Origin of the sequence: Dyella psychrodurans (genome assembly GCF_003363265.1) — a bacterium.
GTDB lineage: Bacteria > Pseudomonadota > Gammaproteobacteria > Xanthomonadales > Rhodanobacteraceae > Dyella_B > Dyella_B psychrodurans.
Genome location: NZ_QRBF01000002.1, coordinates 525,883 through 542,108 on the forward strand (window position 1 = coordinate 525,883; position 16,226 = coordinate 542,108).

Annotated in this window: 18 protein-coding genes; 7 read left to right on the forward strand and 11 right to left on the reverse strand. The window is 62.5% G+C overall.

The annotated features are described in order from the left end of the window. Positions 1–3 precede the first annotated feature (3 nt). Positions 4–558, forward strand: coding sequence for a GNAT family N-acetyltransferase (locus tag DWU99_RS08550; protein WP_115477580.1), 555 nt, complete (start codon positions 4–6; stop codon positions 556–558). An 87-nt stretch (positions 559–645) separates the two neighbouring features. Here DWU99_RS08550 and DWU99_RS08555 read toward each other — a convergent pair whose 3' ends face one another. Beyond that, positions 646–1,962 (reverse strand): DEAD/DEAH box helicase, encoded by a 1,317-nt coding sequence (locus DWU99_RS08555; RefSeq protein ID WP_115477581.1) that lies wholly within the window; start codon positions 1,960–1,962, stop codon positions 646–648. 190 nt (positions 1,963–2,152) lie between these two features. On the opposite strand from DWU99_RS08555, the gene DWU99_RS08560 reads away from it, so the two are divergent. Continuing rightward, a complete protein-coding gene (locus DWU99_RS08560) occupies positions 2,153–3,385 on the forward strand; it encodes an MFS transporter (RefSeq protein ID WP_115477582.1) in 1,233 nt (410 codons plus the stop codon). Between the two features lie 37 nt (positions 3,386–3,422). After that, positions 3,423–3,908, forward strand: coding sequence for an FKBP-type peptidyl-prolyl cis-trans isomerase (locus DWU99_RS08565; protein WP_115477583.1), 486 nt, complete (start codon positions 3,423–3,425; stop codon positions 3,906–3,908). Between the two features lie 97 nt (positions 3,909–4,005). On the opposite strand, the gene DWU99_RS08570 is transcribed toward DWU99_RS08565, so the two are convergent. From DWU99_RS08570 to DWU99_RS08595, 6 genes are all read right to left on the reverse strand, one after another. Beyond that, the gene (locus DWU99_RS08570) at positions 4,006–4,437 is read right to left on the reverse strand and encodes an organic hydroperoxide resistance protein (RefSeq protein WP_115477584.1); all 432 of its coding nucleotides are present in this window, start codon (positions 4,435–4,437) and stop codon (positions 4,006–4,008) included. A 4-nt stretch (positions 4,438–4,441) separates the two neighbouring features. Continuing rightward, complete coding sequence (locus DWU99_RS08575) at positions 4,442–4,900, reverse strand: MarR family winged helix-turn-helix transcriptional regulator (protein ID WP_115477585.1); 459 nt, start codon at positions 4,898–4,900, stop codon at positions 4,442–4,444. An 84-nt stretch (positions 4,901–4,984) separates the two neighbouring features. Next, positions 4,985–5,554, reverse strand: a complete 570-nt coding sequence (locus DWU99_RS08580; protein WP_115477586.1) for a C40 family peptidase — start codon at positions 5,552–5,554, stop codon at positions 4,985–4,987. 61 nt (positions 5,555–5,615) lie between these two features. Further along, positions 5,616–6,932, reverse strand: a complete 1,317-nt coding sequence (locus DWU99_RS08585) for a TonB family protein (RefSeq protein ID WP_115477587.1) — start codon at positions 6,930–6,932, stop codon at positions 5,616–5,618. Positions 6,933–6,934: 2 nt separating this feature from the next. Continuing rightward, a complete protein-coding gene (locus tag DWU99_RS08590) occupies positions 6,935–7,321 on the reverse strand; it encodes a BlaI/MecI/CopY family transcriptional regulator (RefSeq protein ID WP_115477588.1) in 387 nt (128 codons plus the stop codon). Positions 7,322–7,429: 108 nt separating this feature from the next. Beyond that, positions 7,430–8,794 (reverse strand): hypothetical protein, encoded by a 1,365-nt coding sequence (locus DWU99_RS08595; RefSeq protein WP_115477589.1) that lies wholly within the window; start codon positions 8,792–8,794, stop codon positions 7,430–7,432. Positions 8,795–8,887: 93 nt separating this feature from the next. On the opposite strand from DWU99_RS08595, the gene DWU99_RS08600 reads away from it, so the two are divergent. From DWU99_RS08600 to DWU99_RS08615, 4 genes are all read left to right on the forward strand, one after another. Then, positions 8,888–10,147 (forward strand): NAD(P)/FAD-dependent oxidoreductase, encoded by a 1,260-nt coding sequence (locus DWU99_RS08600; RefSeq protein ID WP_115477590.1) that lies wholly within the window; start codon positions 8,888–8,890, stop codon positions 10,145–10,147. A gap of 39 nt (positions 10,148–10,186) precedes the next feature. Beyond that, positions 10,187–11,533: a glutathione-disulfide reductase gene (gorA, locus tag DWU99_RS08605; RefSeq protein ID WP_115477591.1), complete on the forward strand. Its 1,347-nt coding sequence runs from the start codon at positions 10,187–10,189 to the stop codon at positions 11,531–11,533. A gap of 24 nt (positions 11,534–11,557) precedes the next feature. Beyond that, a complete protein-coding gene (gene hutG / locus DWU99_RS08610) occupies positions 11,558–12,337 on the forward strand; it encodes an N-formylglutamate deformylase (protein WP_115477592.1) in 780 nt (259 codons plus the stop codon). A gap of 189 nt (positions 12,338–12,526) precedes the next feature. Further along, positions 12,527–12,751 (forward strand): hypothetical protein, encoded by a 225-nt coding sequence (locus tag DWU99_RS08615; protein WP_147292901.1) that lies wholly within the window; start codon positions 12,527–12,529, stop codon positions 12,749–12,751. Between the two features lie 61 nt (positions 12,752–12,812). Here DWU99_RS08615 and DWU99_RS08620 read toward each other — a convergent pair whose 3' ends face one another. From DWU99_RS08620 to DWU99_RS08635, 4 genes are read right to left on the reverse strand one after another with little or no spacing between them, the layout of a single operon-like run. Beyond that, positions 12,813–13,247 carry a RidA family protein gene (locus tag DWU99_RS08620; RefSeq protein WP_115477594.1) on the reverse strand — a complete coding sequence of 145 codons (435 nt, stop codon included), beginning with the start codon at positions 13,245–13,247 and terminating at the stop codon, positions 12,813–12,815. Then, positions 13,244–13,912, reverse strand: coding sequence for a carbonate dehydratase (can, locus tag DWU99_RS08625; RefSeq protein ID WP_115477595.1), 669 nt, complete (start codon positions 13,910–13,912; stop codon positions 13,244–13,246). Before can ends, DWU99_RS08620 begins: the two co-directional genes overlap by 4 nt. A gap of 10 nt (positions 13,913–13,922) precedes the next feature. Beyond that, positions 13,923–15,374: an aldehyde dehydrogenase gene (locus DWU99_RS08630; protein ID WP_115477596.1), complete on the reverse strand. Its 1,452-nt coding sequence runs from the start codon at positions 15,372–15,374 to the stop codon at positions 13,923–13,925. A gap of 54 nt (positions 15,375–15,428) precedes the next feature. Next, positions 15,429–16,220 carry an SDR family oxidoreductase gene (locus DWU99_RS08635; RefSeq protein ID WP_115477597.1) on the reverse strand — a complete coding sequence of 264 codons (792 nt, stop codon included), beginning with the start codon at positions 16,218–16,220 and terminating at the stop codon, positions 15,429–15,431. Positions 16,221–16,226: the final 6 nt, after the last annotated feature.

Consider the following 16,226-nt stretch of genomic DNA (forward strand, 5'->3'; position numbering starts at 1 on the left):
CGTGTGATCGCATTACCCTACTTGCAGACGTCCCGTGCGCGTATCCGCCTGGCCGATACCTCCGACGCGCTGAAATTGCTGCAATTTCGCGTGGAAAATCGCGCGCACCTCGCACCGTGGGAGCCGCTGCGCGAATCGGAGTACTACACGCTGACGCATTGCGTGAAGTCGATCGAGGACGGTCGCGAAAACGCGAACCTCGATCGCGGGTATCCGCTGATCGCTTTCGATGTCGACGAAGAAACCGTGCTGGCCACTTTTACGTTCGCCAACGTCGTGCGCGGCGCGTTTCAGGCTTGTCACCTCGGTTATGGCGTGGCCGAACGCATGCAAGGGCAGGGACTGATGCGCGAAGTCCTGGAGCCAGGCATCGCCTGGGCATTCGGCGAACTGGGATTGCATCGCGTGATGGCCAATTACCTGCCACGCAATGAGCGCAGCGCGCGGTTGCTGGCGCAGCTTGGCTTTGAGCGCGAAGGTTATGCGAAGCGTTATTTGCAGATCGCAGGCGTGTGGGAAGACCACGTGCTTACCGCGCTGGTTCGTTCCGACGACTAAGGTTTACCAGGGACTGCATCTCCCTCTTCGTCATTCCGGCCTGCGCCGGAATGACGGAATCTATGCGAGGCTTCGCAAGAAAAGGGGTTACGCTTTTGCAGCGGGCCGTCCGCGGCGCGCACGACGCTTGCGATTGCCCATGGCATGGTCGCCCTTGCCATTGTTCTGCGCATGCCCATGCGGACGATGCGACGAACCGCCTTGACGTTGCGGACGCGGTTGGCGCTGACCTTGCTTCGGACGCGGTGCATGGGCGTCCAGTCGCAGCGGTGCGGAAGGCTCAAAGCCGGCCACTTCGTTGATCGCGATGTCCTGCGCCAGCAACTTGCGGATGTCGCGCAGCAAGCCGGATTCGTCGTGCGACACCAGCGACAGCGCCATACCGTCGGCACCGGCACGACCCGTGCGGCCGATGCGGTGCACGTAGTCTTCCGCCACCATCGGCAGGTCGTAGTTGATCACGATCGGCAACTGATCGATGTCGATGCCTCGCGCCGCGATATCGGTCGCCACCAGCACCGTGACGCGACCGCTCTTGAAGTCGGCGAGTGCGCGTGTGCGTGCATTCTGGCTCTTGTTGCCGTGAATCGCCGCGGCACGCAGACCGGATTGCTCCAGGTAACGCACCAGCTTGTCGGCACCGTGTTTCGTACGACTGAACACCAGCGTCTGCCGGCGGCTGTCCTGGCTCAGCACGTGAAGCAGCAGATCGCGCTTGCGTGCGGCGTCGACCGGATGCACATGATGGCTTACCGTTGTGGCGACACTGTTGGCCGGCGTGACGGACACTTCGCGCGGCGACCGCATGAATTGCATCGCCAGCGATTTGATCTCCGGCGCAAACGTTGCCGAGAACAACAGCGTCTGACGCTCGGTCGGCAATGCGCCGATGATGCGCTTGAGCGAAGGCAGGAAGCCCATGTCCAGCATGCGGTCGGCTTCGTCCAGCACCAGCACGTCGATGCCGCGCAGGTCGATCGTGCGCTGTTGCATATGGTCGACCAGGCGGCCCGGCGTCGCGATGACGACATCGACGCCGCGACGCAGCGCGTTCACCTGCGGGCCCATGCTCACGCCGCCGAAGATCACGGCCGTGCTTACGCGCAGATGCTTGCCGTAATCGCGCATGTTGTCGTTGATCTGCGCAGCGAGCTCGCGCGTCGGCGTCAGGATCAATGCGCGCGGACGACGGGCGCCGGTTGCCGCGGCGGCGGACATGCGCTGCAGCAGCGGCAGCGCGAAGGCGGCGGTCTTGCCCGTGCCGGTTTGTGCGGCAGCAAGCAGGTCATGGCCTTCCAGTACCACCGGAATGGCGCCGGCCTGGATGGGAGTGGGTTCGGCGTAGCCTTGTTCGGCAAGCGCGCGCAGCAACGCGGGGACAAGGCCCAGCGATTCGAATGACATTAGAAGCTCCAGTGCAACCCGGAGCCTTCATGCAGAACCGCGTCGCTAAGTTGAGATTTACCGATTGGGACCGAGGAATTTTGCCCGAACGGGCGTGGTCCAGTTCCCGAGTATACACGAACGGTGACTTCGCCGCCGATCGGCATGAGGAGCGTGATAGCCTCCTGCGGTCACGAACCAGGAGTTTTGCATGTCCGTCCTGTCCGCCCTGCGCGAGTTGAATCACGAGCAACGGCATACCGTGCTGGCGAGTTTCCTGGGTTGGACGCTCGATGCGTTCGATTATTTCATGTACACCTTCGTGGTCGTCAGCATTGCCAACGAATTCGGCGTCGACAGAACCAAGGTGACGCTGGGCATCTTCCTCACCCTGGCCGCGCGCCCCGTAGGTGCGTTCCTGTTCGGCCGGCTCGCCGATCGCTACGGGCGTCGGCCGGTACTGATGATCGACGTGATTCTGTTTTCGCTGTTCGAACTGGCGACCGCCTTTTCGCCATCGATCACCGTGTTGCTGGTGCTGCGTTTCCTGTTCGGCGTGGCGATGGGCGGCGAATGGGGTATCGGCGCGTCGCTGGTGATGGAGTCGATCCCGCCGAAGTCGCGCGGGCTGGTGTCGGGACTGCTGCAAAGCGGTTATCCCTGCGGTTTCTTCCTCGGGGCGCTGGTGAATTGGCTGCTGGTCGATCACATCGGCTGGCGTGGCCTGTTTATCGTCGGCGCGCTGCCCGCGCTGCTGGTGCTCTATATCCGCAGCAAGGTGCCCGAGTCGCCGGCGTGGCAGGCCAACCAGGCCGAGCACGGCAAGCGCAGCCTCGGCGAAGCGATGCGCGGCCACTGGAAGCTGGCGATCTACCTCATGTGCCTGATGGCGGCGTTCAACATGTTCAGCCACGGCTCGCAGGACATGTATCACACCTTCGAGGAAGTGAATCTGCATCTGCCGACCGGTTCGAGCGCGGCTTTCGTGCTGGTGGCGCTGCTCAATCTCGGTGCCCTGGTGGGTGGCATTTACTTTGGAGCGTGGTCGGAGAAGATCGGTCGCCGCCGCGCCATGATCATCGCGGCATTGCTCGCCATTCCGGTGATACCGCTGTGGACCTTTGGCGGTTCGCTGTGGGCGCTGGGTATTGGCGCGTTCCTGATCCAGGTGATGGTGCAGGGCGCCTGGGGCGTGGTGCCAACGCACCTGAACGAACTGTCGCCGGATGCCGTGCGCGGCACGCTGCCGGGTTTTGCCTACCAGATGGGCAACCTGCTTGCCGCCGGCACCGCGACGGCACAGTCATGGCTTGCCAGCCAGCACGGCCTGGGGCTGCCTTGGGTGATGTCGCTGTGGATCGCGGCCGTGGCGCTGCTGCTGGCGCTGCTGGTCTGGCTGGGGCCGGAAGCGCGCGGCGTGGGCTTCGGCAAGGCCCGCAGCTGATAGAATCGCCGTTTTCGTTTCTACCGAGAGATAGGCAATGAAGGCTGGGAAGGACAAGGTCATCGCGTTCCACTACACGCTTACCGTGGACGGCGAGAAGGTTGAGAGCTCGCAGGAGGGCGGTCAGCCGTTGTGGATTCTGCTAGGCCATGGCCAGCTGATTCCCGGTCTGGAAAAGGCGCTGGAAGATCACGGTGCCGGCGATACGCTGCAGGTGGAGATTCCGCCGGCCGAAGGTTACGGCGAGCGCCAGGAAGGCCAGATCCAGCGCGTGCCGAAGAAGTATTTCCAGCAGGCCAATCGCCTCAAGCCCGGCATGGTGACCGTGCTTTCGCTCAAGCAGGGCGGACAGCGCGCCGTGACGGTGCAGAAGGTGGGCATGAGCACGGTCGATGTCGACCTGAATCACCCCATGGCTGGCAAGACGCTGAACTTCGACGTGGCGGTGCAGGAAGTGCGCGATGCCACCGAGGAAGAAATCCAGCACGGCCATGCGCACCCGCCGGGTGCCGAAGCGCACTGAGCGAGGACCTTTCTCTCACCGTTGTTTTGCGGGGAGAGCAAAAGCAAAAACAACGGCGCCCTCGGGCGCCGTTGTCGTTTTTCGGATCGCGTAGAAATCAGACCAGCGCGATCTGCACATCCACATTGCCGCGCGTGGCATGCGAGTACGGGCAGATGTCGCGGTGGGCGGTATCGACCAGTTCCTGCGCGACAGCGCGGTCCAGGCCCGGCAGGCTCACTTCAAGCTTCACGGCGATGCCGAAACCGGTCGGTTCGCGCGGGCCGATGCCGACGTGTCCGGTCACCGAGGCTTCCTTCAGCGCGATTTTCTTCTGGCTTGCCACAAAGCGGATGGCGCCTTCGAAGCATGCGGCGTAGCCGGCAGCGAACAACTGCTCCGGATTGCTGCCGTGCCCACCCGGGCCGCCGAGTTCCTTCGGCACTTTGAGATCGAAATCCAGCACGCCGTCGCTGCTGTGGATATGGCCTTCACGACCACCTTTGGCGGTGGCGGTTGCGGTGTAGAGAATCTTCACAGGGTTGCTCATGGTTTCAGTCTCGCTCGTCGGTGGGGGCGGCCAGTTGAGCCGCCAGGGATTTAAGTTCGTCGCGCAGACGCATGAATTCGTCAGCGGACATGCAAAGACGGTTGGCCAGGCAGCGCGGCACGTCGAGGGCGCGCTCATGCAAGTTACGGCCGGCCTGGGTCAAAGTGATTTCCACCTCGCGCTCGTCGCTCTTGCGGCGACGCCGACCGACCAGGTCGGCCTGCTCCAGGCGCTTGAGCAGGGGCGTCAGGGTGCCCGAATCCAGCTGCAGTCGTTCGCCGAGTTCACGCACGGTGAGGCCGTCGCGCTCCCACAGCACCAGCATGACCAGGTATTGCGGGTAGGTCAGGCCGAGCGCATCGAGTAACGGCCGATAGGTCGCCGTCATGCGGCGCGAGGCGGCGTACAGCGCGAAGCAAAGCTGTTCGTCGAGAAGCAGGGTTGGCTTAAGGCTGGATGTCATGGAAAGAACGATAGCATCAAATTTAATTGTGCACAATATAATTTTCGTGAAGAAGGCGCATCACGACATAACAAGCAGGGGGAGTCAGTCGAGGAGGCGCTTGCCGTAGGCGAAGTGATCGCGCCAATACGGGCCGTCGATATCGTCCAGGCGGACGGTGCCGCCGCTGTTCGGGGCGTGCACGAATCGGCCTTTACCCACGTAGACGCCTACATGGCTGATGCCGCCGCCGATGCTGAAGAAGACCAGGTCGCCGCTGACCAGGTCGTCCATGCTGCGAACCTTCACCCCGTTGACCGAGGCCATGTCGCGGGAGCTGTGCGGCAGCAGGATATTGGCGGCGTTGCGGTAGATGTAATCGACCAGCCCGCTGCAATCGAAGCCGCCTGCGGGCGTGTTGCCGCCGTAGTGGTAAGGCGTGCCGACCAGGGCCATGGCGCGGAACAGCACGTCGTTGGCGGTGCCTACGGAATTTTCCGGCGCGCGGGCGGGTTCGTCGGCGAGTCCGGACTGCGACGGCTTATAGGTGGCCTCGTGCCGGGGGCTGCTGGCACAGGCGGCGAGCAGCACAAGCAGGCCGGCGAGCGCAGCCAGGCGCAGCGCATGGCCGGTCGATCGGTGCCTTTTCGAATCCCCTGTATCAGCCAGGGCCATAAAAAACCTCGGCGTTGTCTGCGCCGAGGTTATATCAAATCAATAGTTTGGATGGAAGTTCTCAGGAGCTGGACGAGGTGGGAGCCGTCATCGGAGCCGGTGGCGGAGGTGGCGGGGGCAGCATGCCGCCGGGCGGGGGAGGCGGCGGAAGCGGACCCGGGCCGAAGGGAGCGCCCGGTGGCCTTGGCGGCAACGGAGACAGGCTGAAAAGCACAGGGACCTTCACCCATCCTTCCACGGCCTTGCCGTTTTCGACTTTCGGGTTGTAGCGCCACTTCATGGCGGCGTCGCTGGCGGCCTTCGCCAGCTCGGGGGATGCCTTTGTGCTATCGCTGTCGACGTCCACCTTGCGCGCCGTGCCGTCGGCCTCCACGAGTACTTTCAGCATCACCATGCCTTGCTCGCGATTCTTGGCGGGGCCGGGCGGGTACGGCGGCATGGGGCCGTTGTCGTGCCAATCCAACTTGGGCGGGGCATCGGCGGGCGGCGCAGATGCGGACTGCGCAAGGGCGGCACTGCTGATGAGCAACGCGACCCATGCGACATAGCCGAATCGACGACGCCAGACACTACGGGATGGACGGCTAATCATGGTCAGGCGCTCCTTCAATTGTGGCTCGGCGAGCCAGGGGATCATGGCCGGCTGGGCATCCACGCCGGTGCTGCGCATGAGGGTTTGTGCGTAGCAGAGTTCGTGCTGCGGCGAGGCGCGAAGCACGCTTTCGTCGCAAGCGAGTTCCAGGTCCAGTTGGAAACGTGGCAGTGCAAGCCACGCGATCGGGTGAAACCACAGCAGCACGAGTGCGCATTCGCTCAGCAGACTCCACCACGCATCGCCGCGGCGCAGATGGGCGCATTCATGGAGCAGCACCATCGCGCGTGCATCGGCGTCGTAGCGTTCCAGAAAATCCTTGGGCAACAGAACACGGGCCCGTGGTGCCCACATCACGGCCGGGCCTGCTGCGTGCAATCGCAGGCGCCGCCTGGTCAGGTCGGGATGCTCGGCAAGCAATCGCTGTTGCATGGCTTGCGGCATCGCACGGCAGCCGCGTACCAAGCGTATGTAACGAAAGCTCAAATGCATCGTGCCGTATGCGATGCCGAGCAACCACACTGCAACGAGCCAGGAATAGGTGTCCGCTGCCGCTGCATAGGTAGCAGGCAGTGCTTGCATCGAGAGTGTCGAAATGACCGGCTGCAGCGACCACGTTTTGACCGGAGCCGGCAACCACGGCGTCACCGCCATCACCCACGGCGATGCCCACAGCGTGAACGCGGGTCCCGCGCCGAACAAGTGGCGTACAGGCTTGCGCAGCATCAGCACCGTCGCCAGGCCTGCCGTGGTGGTGAGCAGCATCCGTAAAAGCATCGCATTCATGATCAACGTTCCTTGCGCTCGATAGCATCGATCAGCTTGCGCAATTCGGCGATGTCATTTGGGGACAACTTTTCGTGCTGGCTGAAATGCGCGAGCAGCGGCGCGACACGTCCGCCGAAGACACGATCGAGCAGGCTGTGACTTTCCTGCGATTGCCATTGCGCGCGACTGAGCACGGGCGAGTAGAGGTAGCGACGGCCATCGCGCGTGACCTGCACGGCACCTTTCCCCAGCAGGCGATTGAGCAGGGTGCGAACGGTTTTCTCGTGCCAGTCGCTGTTTGCCTGCACGGCGGCGACGATTTGCTCGGACGAAAGCGGCGCTTCCTGCCAAAGCGTTTCCATGACGCGACTTTCGGCGTCGCTGATGGGCGTGGAGGCCTGCGGCATCGGTCGGCTCCTTTTGGATTACATGTGTAGTCTCGAATCGAGATTACACGCGTAATCCTTGAGCTGCAAGCCTTGGGCGTGCGCTAGTTGATGATTCCTTCGGCGCGATCAGTGCGTCGGAACGTCAATCTGCAGCTGGGACAGTGTTTTGCCTTCGGCATTCCATGCGCGAAGACGGTAGTGCCCCGGGTAGAGGTACAGCACGTTGTGTGCATGGGCTTTGACGAAGGTATAGCGATCGGCCGGGACCGCGTTGTCCGGTTCGTCGGGGTAATACGCGTCTACCACGCAGGGAACCTGCCCGGTGCAAAGGTCGGTATCGATCTTGTACGTGATACGCCTGCCACTGAGCGACAGCCAGTAAGGCCGCACGTCAAGGTTGAAGGGGGGGCGGGGCAATATGATGATGCGGCGCAGTTGGTCGGAGGTCATCGAGCCAGTGACATCCAGATCTTGTGGCGAGGCGGGCGGAAGAATGACGGTGATGTCATGCATCCGCGGATCGGAACTCCAATAGGCAGGGCTGCCACGATCCCGCAAGGCGATAGGTACATCCGACGGAAAGCGCAAAGCGACCGCGGCGTAATAGCCAAAGTCGATCCCGCCGACGGCTACGTCGCGAAATTGCACCTGATCCACGCACAGCGGGTCCTCGCCGGTCAGTTGCTTCAGCTGCTTGGCCATCGGCTGGATGTTGTCGCCGAGATTGCCGGCAGCTTTGTCGATATGCGAGTAGCCCGCGTGTACGAAGAGCTTGGCTTGCGGGTCCTTGGCGAAAACCTTTTCGTAAAGCGTATGGGCCTGAACCGTGTCGCGATCCTCTTCGGGGCTTGCATCGGAGTCGTATGGCACGATGATGTAGCCGAGCTTGATGGCCTGGCGAATGATTTCGCCATACAACGGTTCGAGCAGGTATTCGCTGCCTGATGTGTCGATCACGTAGCCACGGCGCATCAGATCGGCGTCCTTATCGCCCAGCGCCTCGGCGGCAAAATACCGAAAACCCAGCGCACGCAGGCGCGGCAGCAAGGCCAATGTCAGCTCGCGCGTGTGCGCATCGTGATGGGATTCGTTGATCATCACGATGCGATGTTGCGAGGCAAGTTCGACAACGGCATCGGCGGCATCGACGCTATGCCAATTCTCCGCGCGAGGCAGTAGCGTCGACTTGGGCAATGCCACCCGATTGTCGAACGGGAAGGCCATCATCGCTTCGTTGTACAGCCCAAGCTCGCTATCCACAGTAGCGAGGAGCTGTTGCGCGAGCATCTTGTTGTCCTTGTCTTTGTCCTTGTCGAACAACGGCATGACCGAGGTGAGGTAGTCATAGCGCGCCAGGCCGTTGGGTGCGGTGCCGAAGTGAGTCAGCAATTGGCGAGTGGAAGGCGCAGACGTTTGTGCGCGCAGACTGGTGGATGCCAGCAGCACGGTCGTGCAAAACAGGCACATCACAATCGGTATACGCATCGGCATGGGGTATGTCGTGGTTGCGCGACACCAGCCTGCAACGTTGTTTGCTCGGGCGCAAGTACCAATTTGAACATCCCCGACCGCTACAATGGGCCGATGGATGCTTCCCGCAGCGATGTATTGATACTTGGTGGCGGTGTAATTGGGCTTTCCTGCGCGCTTTATCTGCTCAAAGGCGGCGCCAGCGTGCGTGTGCTGGAGCAGGGTACGCCCGGGTGTGGCAGCTCGCACGGCAACTGCGGCACGATCACCCCGAGCCATGCGGCGCCGTTGGCGATGCCGGGCATGCTGGGCGTGGCTTTGCGTTCGATGCTTCGGTCCGACGCTCCGCTTTACCTCAACCCCCGGCTTGATGGTCCCCGCCTGCGCTGGCTGCTGGGCTTTGCCCGGCACTGCAACTGGCGTGATTTTCAGCATGCCGCACAGGCGCGGTCGGCCATTCTGCAGCGCTCCCGTCGCCTGCTCGACGAGCTGGTACGCGAGGAAAAGCTGGACTGCGAATTCGTCGAATCGGGTGGGCTCTACGTGTACCGCAGCGCAGCCAAGCTGGCGGCGGACGAGCGTCATCACGCCAGCCTTCTCGATCGCCTGGGTATTCCCGTGCAGCGTTTGCGCGGAGAAGACGTCGAGGCGATGGAACCGGTGCTCAAGCCGGGCGTTCGGGGCGGCCTGTTCCATCCGGAAGATGCGCGTTTGCGCCCCGATCGTTACGTGGCCGAGCTTGCGCGGCTGGTGCGCGAACGCGGTGGCGTGATCGAAACGGGCGCCAGGATCGACCGCTTCGAAACGGATGGACAACGCATCACGCGTGTCGGTACGACGCATGGCGACTTCGCAGGCGACCGTGTGCTGCTTGCGCTTGGCGCCTGGTCTCCCTTGCTGGGCCGGCGACTCGGCTTGCGCTTGCCTATGCAGCCAGGCAAGGGCTATTCGCTCACTTACAGTCGACCGACGCGCGTACCTCGCTATCCGCTGGTGTTGCGAGAGGCGGCGGTATGCATCACCACGTGGGACAGCGGTTTTCGTCTCGGCAGCACGATGGAGTTTTCCGGCTATGCCGAAGGACTCAACCGCACCCGCATCGATGCCCTGCGCCGTGGCGCGGCGGCAAACCTGCATGAGCCGGAAGGGCCCGAACTGCAGGAAGAATGGTGGGGCTGGCGACCGATGAGCGTGGACGAAGTACCGATCATCGGCCCTAGTACGCGATGGTCCAATCTTCATCTTGCGACTGCGCACGGCATGCTCGGCGTCAGCATGTCGGCAGCGACCGGCGAACTCGTCGCGGCACAGTTTGGCGGCAAGCAACCCACCTTCGACCCTACGCCTTACTCACCTGCACGCTTTGGTTTGTAACGACGCATTGACATGCTTGCCGCACGAAGGAGATGGATGATGAGCGACGGCTTCGATCTGATCGTCCTGGGATCCGGCTCCGGCGGATTGAGCGTTGCTCAGCGCGCGGCGCGACTGGGCGCGAGCGTCGCGCTGTTCGACCCGGATGCGCTGGGCGGCACATGCGTGAATCGAGGATGCGTACCCAAGAAGGCCATGTGGTTTGCCGCGCAGATGGCCGACATGCATCGTCTCGCCGCGGACTACGGTTTCGAAACGACGCCGATGCGGCTGGATTGGGCACGCTTTCGACAACTGCGCGATCAGTACATCGCCGGCATCCGTCGCCGTTACGACGCACGCCTCGATGCGGCCGGCATTCGCGTCATTAGGGAAACTGCGCGTTTGGTTTCAACGGATGCAGTCGCCACCCAAGCCGGCACACGCGCGAGCGCACGGCATGTCGTGATCGCAACCGGCGCTCGCCCACGTCGCCTGGACATACCCGGCTTCGAGCTTGGCATGCTGTCAGACGATATCTTCGCGCTGGAGTCGCCACCGAAACGCATCGCCGTCGTGGGGGCGGGATACATCGCGGTGGAATTTGCGGGCGTTCTGCGCGCGTTGGGCTGTGAAGTGGATCTGCTCGTGCGCGAGAACCTCTTGACTGGATTCGACGGTGAGTTGGTCGAAGCTTTGTCGTTGCAGATGCAGGCACATGGCATTCGCGTGTTGCGCAACGTGCGAGTGACAGCGGCGCGCGGTCGGCCAGGCGATATCACGCTGGAAACCGACAGCGGCGCCGGGTACGGAAACTACGATGCGCTGCTATGGGCCATCGGACGCACGCCGAATAGCGGCGATATCGGGCTGGAAAGCCTCGGCATTGCCTGCGATGAGCACGGTCATATCCTGGTCGACGCCTATCAGAACACCAGTGTGCCGGGTGTTTACGCCGTCGGCGATGTCACCGATCGCAAGGCGCTGACGCCGGTAGCCGTGGCCGCGGGGCGTGCGCTGGCGGATCGGTTGATAGGCGGCCTTGCCGATGCTCGTTTCGACGACAGCGCCATTCCCAGTGTGGTCTTCTCCGAGCCGCCGCTCGGCATGGTCGGCCTGACCGAGCAGCAGGCGCATGCTCGCTACGGCGATACCGTCAGCGTGCATAGCAGTCGCTATACGCCGCTGCAATGGATGGTGGCGGGCCGCTCGGAGCAGAGTGTCGTGAAGCTGGTTTGCGTCGGAGAAGAGCGCCGCGTCGTAGGAATCCACGTGCTGGGACCCGGCAGCGATGAATTGCTGCAAGGTTTTGCGGTGGCCATGCAGAAGGGCCTGTACTGGCACGACCTCAAAACCGCCATAGCCATCCACCCCACGGCGGCGGAGGAGTTGTTGTTGCTGCATTGATAGGGAAACCGTCACACTCGGGGGATGGAGACATTCGCCCTTGAGCGCGGCAACGCGCCGCTGCTGATCAGTCTGCCGCACAACGGCAGCTACATTCCGGATGATCTGTCGAGGCGTTTGCGACCGCCTGCGCGTCGCGCACCCGATACCGACTGGCACGTGGCCCAGCTGTACGAGCCGCTTGCCCGGGAGCTGGGCGCCAGCGTGATCAAGCCGGTGGTGTCGCGCTACGTGGTCGACTTGAATCGCCCCGCCGACGGACATGCGTTGTATCCGGGGCGCCGCGAAACCGGTCTTGTGCCGACCATCGGCTTCGATGGCGAGCCGTTGTATCTGGACAGTCAGGAGCCGGGCGCCGATGAGATCGATCAGCGGATCGAGACCTGGTGGCGTCCTTATCACCAGGCGCTCGCAGAAGAAATCGCACGTCTGAAGGCGCAACACGGTCATGTCGTGCTGTGGGACGGGCATTCCATCCGCAGCCATGTACCGATGCTGTTCGAGGGACGCCTGCCGGACTTCAACCTGGGGACAGCCGATGGCGCCAGTTGCGGTGCCGATCTCCAGTGGAGCCTCACGGGTGTCATGGAGGCGCAATCACGCTACGACTTTGTACTCAATGGCCGCTTCAAGGGTGGGTATATCACCCGGCATTATGGCCAGCCCGAAGCGGGTATCCAGGCGGTGCAGCTCGAGCTGGCGCAGTGCCAGTACATGCACGAGGAAAGCTTTGCCTGGGATGCGACGAAGGCGCCGATGGTGCAGGGCACGATCCGCCAGTTGTTACAAAAATGTCTAGAGTAAACCTGCCGGAAGGCAGCATTTGAAAGCTGATTTTGACCGATTGTTTAAAGTGTCAGCAGTTCTTCATGATTTTTTTCCGCCGTTCAGTTCCGGTATGCCGAGTCCAAGGCATTGTTGATACCGCCACGCCGCCCGAGGTTGCCGGGTTCCGGCCGGGTCCGTGGCAATCAAATCTCGAGGCTCATGATCATGATGCGTAAACTTGCGATCGCTTCTCTGCTTGTTGCAGGTGTGGCCCTCTCCGGTTCCGTGTTCGCCCAGGACCAGTCGTCGGCTGCTCCGGCTTCTTCGTCGACCGCAGCGGCTCCCGCCAAGCATCACAAGGCGAAGTCGGGTACTTCGACCACCCACAAGTCGCACAAGAAGGCTACCAGCAGCGCCCCGGCTTCCAGCAGCACGGCTGGCGGCAAGTAATCGCTGAAGTAATACGGTTCGGTATACCGAGAACCCCGGTTGGCTCTGCCAGCTGGGGTTTTTAATGCCCGTTATTAGCAGATGACAGCGCAGCGATGCACTTGAGTTCGATGGCGATGGGCGTTGGCAGCGCGGTGATGCCAAGCGTCGTGCGGCAGGCATTTACACCCGCGAAATACTCCGCATAGAGGCGGTTGTAGACGGGGAAATCGCGCGCCATGTCGGTCAGGAAAACGGTGACGTCGACCAGGTCTTCCCATCGCGCACCGCTGGCTTCCAGCACGGCGCGTACGTTGGCAAAGACTTGCCGGCATTGTTGCTCGATGTCGTAACCGATCAGTTTTCCGTCGGCGTCGTGAACATTGCCCGGAATGACGTTGCTGCCGGGTTGGCGAGGTCCCACACCCGACAGGAACAGCAGATCGCCTACGCGACGCGCATGCGGATACGCGCCGACGGGCGCGGGAGCCGTATCCGTGCGTATCACGTCGCTCATCGCGGCTCTCCGACGCGATGCATCAGGCGCTCCAGCGCGCGCTCATAGCTGGGACGTACCGCTTCGCGCGAATCGACATGCATGTCGAGGTCGTGCATGTGTCCGTTGGACAAGCTGTAGCACCAGGCATGCACGGCCAGCGGCTGTCCGCGTTCCCATGCATCCATCACGATGGTGGTGGCACAGACGTTGAGCACCTGTTCGATGGCATTGAGTTCGCACAGGCGCGTGTTGCGCAGGGCCATGGAGCTGAGCGTGTTCAGCGTATCGGCGTGTTTGTACGCCACATCGCCCACGTGGCGCAGCCAGTTGTCGACCAGCCCGAGCCGTCGTTCGTCCAGCACTGCCTGTATGCCGCCGCAACCGTAGTGGCCGACCACGATGATGTGTTCCACCTTCAGCACGTCCACCGCGAATTGGACGGCGCTGAGACAGTTCAGATCCGTGTGCGAGACCACGTTGGCGACATTGCGCTGCACGAAGATCTCGCCGGGCGGCAGATCCACGATCTGCGTGGCGGGCACGCGCGAGTCGGAGCAGCCGATCCACAAATACTTGGGCGATTGCTGCGTGGCCAGGCGTTCGAAGAATTTCGGATCGGCATCCGTCACGCTGGCCGACCAGCGACGGTTGCTATCGATCAGATCTTGCAGGGGGCTGCTCACGGCGATTTCCTCAGTAACGAATGCAGATATTGCGTGGTTCGGTGAAGAAGCGCAGTGCTTCCGCGCCGCCTTCGCGTCCGACGCCGGATTGCTTGCTGCCCCCGAACGGTGTGCGCAGGTCGCGCAGCAGCCAGCAATTGATCCACACGATGCCGAATTCCAGCCGCGCACCCATGCGGTGGGCGCGCGAGAGATCGCTGGTCCACAGCGATGCGGCAAGGCCATAGCCGGTGCCGTTGGCGATCGCCAATGCTTCGGCTTCATCGTCAAAGGGGATCAGCGTGACAACGGGACCGAATATTTCCTGTTGATTGGTGGTGGTGTCGTTCGACAAGCCATCAATGACGGTGGGTGCGACAAACCAGCCTTCGGCGCAGCGGCCTGGAGGCGTCAATGCGTGTCCGCCGGTAAGGACGCGTCCACCTTCATCGCGCGCCAGTTGAATGCACCCCATCACTTTCTCGAAGTGTTCGCGTGATACCAGCGCGCCAAGGTCGCTGCCCGCATCCTGCGGATCGCCGACGCGCAATGCGTTGACGCGTTCAAGGTAGCGTTCGCGGAACGTGTCGTAGATTGAGCGCTGCACCAGCAGGCGCGAGCCGCACAGGCAGATCTCGCCTTGATTGGCGAAACCGGAACGAACAATGGTGTCCAGATGTTCGTCGCTCAGATCGGCATCGGCGAAAACGATGGCCGGGTTCTTGCCGCCCAGTTCCAGCGATACTTTCTTGAAATGCGGCGCGGCTGCAGCGGCGATGCTGGCACCTGTGCGCGTACTGCCCGTAAACGACACGGCTTTGATGGCGGGATGCTCGACGATGGCCTGGCCCGTCGTCGGACCGCGCCCTTGCACGATATTGAGCACACCGGGCGGAAAGCCTGCTTCGATGCTCAATGCTGCAAGCAATGCCACCGTGCACGGTGTGATTTCGGAGGGCTTTGCCACCACGGTGTTGCCGCTCGCGAGCGCGGGAGCGATTTTCCAGGTGAAAAGGTACAGCGGAAGATTCCATGGGCTGATGCAGCCCACCACGCCAAGCGGGCGGCGCAAGGTGTAATTGATCGCACCGCTTTCCATCGCGTGCGATTCGCTGTCCCACGCCATGACGGCGGCTGCGAAAAAACGCAGGTTGGAAACTGCGCGGGGAATGTCCAGCCGTTTGGCGAGTGCGACCGGCTTGCCGCTGTCGCGCGATTCGAGTGCCGCGAATTCATCGAGCCTGGCTTCGATCAGATCGGCCAGGCGATGGAGCAACCGGGCGCGCTCGTCGGAAGGCGTAGCCATCCATTCCGGCGCCGCTTTTTGCGCGGCCTGCACGGCAGCGTCGACATCGGCGGACGTGGAATCGGGACATTGAGCGAACACTGCGCCGGTGGCGGGCTCGTAGACATCGAGCCACCGGTTGTCCCTGGGCGCCTGCAGGCGACCGTCAATCAGATTGGCGAGGCGTGTGCTTGGCATCCGTGCAAGCTTAGAACCTGTGGGCTTCAATTGCACCGAACGCGTGCGTATTGCCTAGCTGAGGGCTCTTGTTCTGCCACCGTCGACCGCGATGCTTACGCCATTCACATAGGCTGCGGCTGGCGTGCACAAAAACGCGATGACCGCAGCTACTTCATCTGGGTCGCCAAAGCGACGTGCCGGAACCGCAGCGATCATCTCTGCCGCCAGTTCCTCTTCGCTGCGTCCACTCTTTTTCGACTGTGCCGATAGCAAGCCGCTGAGTCGCGCCGTGCGGGTGTAGCCCGGCAACACATTGTTGACGGTGATGCCGTCGGATGCGAGTTCGCCCGACAGGGTTTTTGCCCACGCGGCGACAGCGGCGCGAACGGTATTGGATACGCCGAGCCCTGGAATGGGTTCCTTCACCGAGGTGGAGATCACATTGACCAGACGGCCAAAGCTGGCTTCGCGCATGCCGGGTAGTGCGGCTTGCATCAACACCTGGCCCGCCATCAGATGCTGTCGGAAGGTGCTTTCGAAGGCAGCTGCCTCCGCGCTGTGAGCCGGCCCGCCCGGAGGGCCCCCGGTGTTATTGATGAGGATGTGAACCGGATGTTTACCGACGATATCGAGCGCTGCGGCTTGCAGGCCGTTTGTGTCCAGCATATCGACACCGCGCCAGCCATGGCGTTGCGCCGGATGTTTTCGCGGCAGGCTTTCCGCCAACTCCTTGAGCACGTCGACCGAACGTGCCAGCAAAGTGACATCGGCGCCCAGTTCGGCCAATTCGATGGCCGTCGCGCGGCCGATGCCTTGCGATGCGCCGCATACCAAGGCATGACGTCCGCTTAGGTTCAACTCCATGGTGGT

Bases quoted from the DNA above. Each gene is read 5' to 3' on its own strand.
- DWU99_RS08555 (WP_115477581.1), bottom strand. From the start codon at position 1,962: ATGTCATTCGAATCGCTGGGCCTTGTCCCCGCGTTGCTGCGCGCGCTT.
- DWU99_RS08560 (WP_115477582.1), top strand. From the start codon at position 2,153: ATGTCCGTCCTGTCCGCCCTGCGCGAGTTGAATCACGAGCAACGGCAT.
- DWU99_RS08565 (WP_115477583.1), top strand. From the start codon at position 3,423: ATGAAGGCTGGGAAGGACAAGGTCATCGCGTTCCACTACACGCTTACC.
- DWU99_RS08570 (WP_115477584.1), bottom strand. From the start codon at position 4,437: ATGAGCAACCCTGTGAAGATTCTCTACACCGCAACCGCCACCGCCAAA.
- DWU99_RS08575 (WP_115477585.1), bottom strand. From the start codon at position 4,900: ATGACATCCAGCCTTAAGCCAACCCTGCTTCTCGACGAACAGCTTTGC.
- DWU99_RS08580 (WP_115477586.1), bottom strand. From the start codon at position 5,554: ATGGCCCTGGCTGATACAGGGGATTCGAAAAGGCACCGATCGACCGGC.
- DWU99_RS08585 (WP_115477587.1), bottom strand. From the start codon at position 6,932: ATGAATGCGATGCTTTTACGGATGCTGCTCACCACCACGGCAGGCCTG.
- DWU99_RS08590 (WP_115477588.1), bottom strand. From the start codon at position 7,321: ATGCCGCAGGCCTCCACGCCCATCAGCGACGCCGAAAGTCGCGTCATG.
- DWU99_RS08595 (WP_115477589.1), bottom strand. From the start codon at position 8,794: ATGCCGATGCGTATACCGATTGTGATGTGCCTGTTTTGCACGACCGTG.
- DWU99_RS08600 (WP_115477590.1), top strand. From the start codon at position 8,888: ATGGATGCTTCCCGCAGCGATGTATTGATACTTGGTGGCGGTGTAATT.
- gorA (WP_115477591.1), top strand. From the start codon at position 10,187: ATGAGCGACGGCTTCGATCTGATCGTCCTGGGATCCGGCTCCGGCGGA.
- hutG (WP_115477592.1), top strand. From the start codon at position 11,558: ATGGAGACATTCGCCCTTGAGCGCGGCAACGCGCCGCTGCTGATCAGT.
- DWU99_RS08615 (WP_147292901.1), top strand. From the start codon at position 12,527: ATGATGCGTAAACTTGCGATCGCTTCTCTGCTTGTTGCAGGTGTGGCC.
- DWU99_RS08620 (WP_115477594.1), bottom strand. From the start codon at position 13,247: ATGAGCGACGTGATACGCACGGATACGGCTCCCGCGCCCGTCGGCGCG.
- DWU99_RS08630 (WP_115477596.1), bottom strand. From the start codon at position 15,374: ATGCCAAGCACACGCCTCGCCAATCTGATTGACGGTCGCCTGCAGGCG.
- DWU99_RS08635 (WP_115477597.1), bottom strand. From the start codon at position 16,220: ATGGAGTTGAACCTAAGCGGACGTCATGCCTTGGTATGCGGCGCATCG.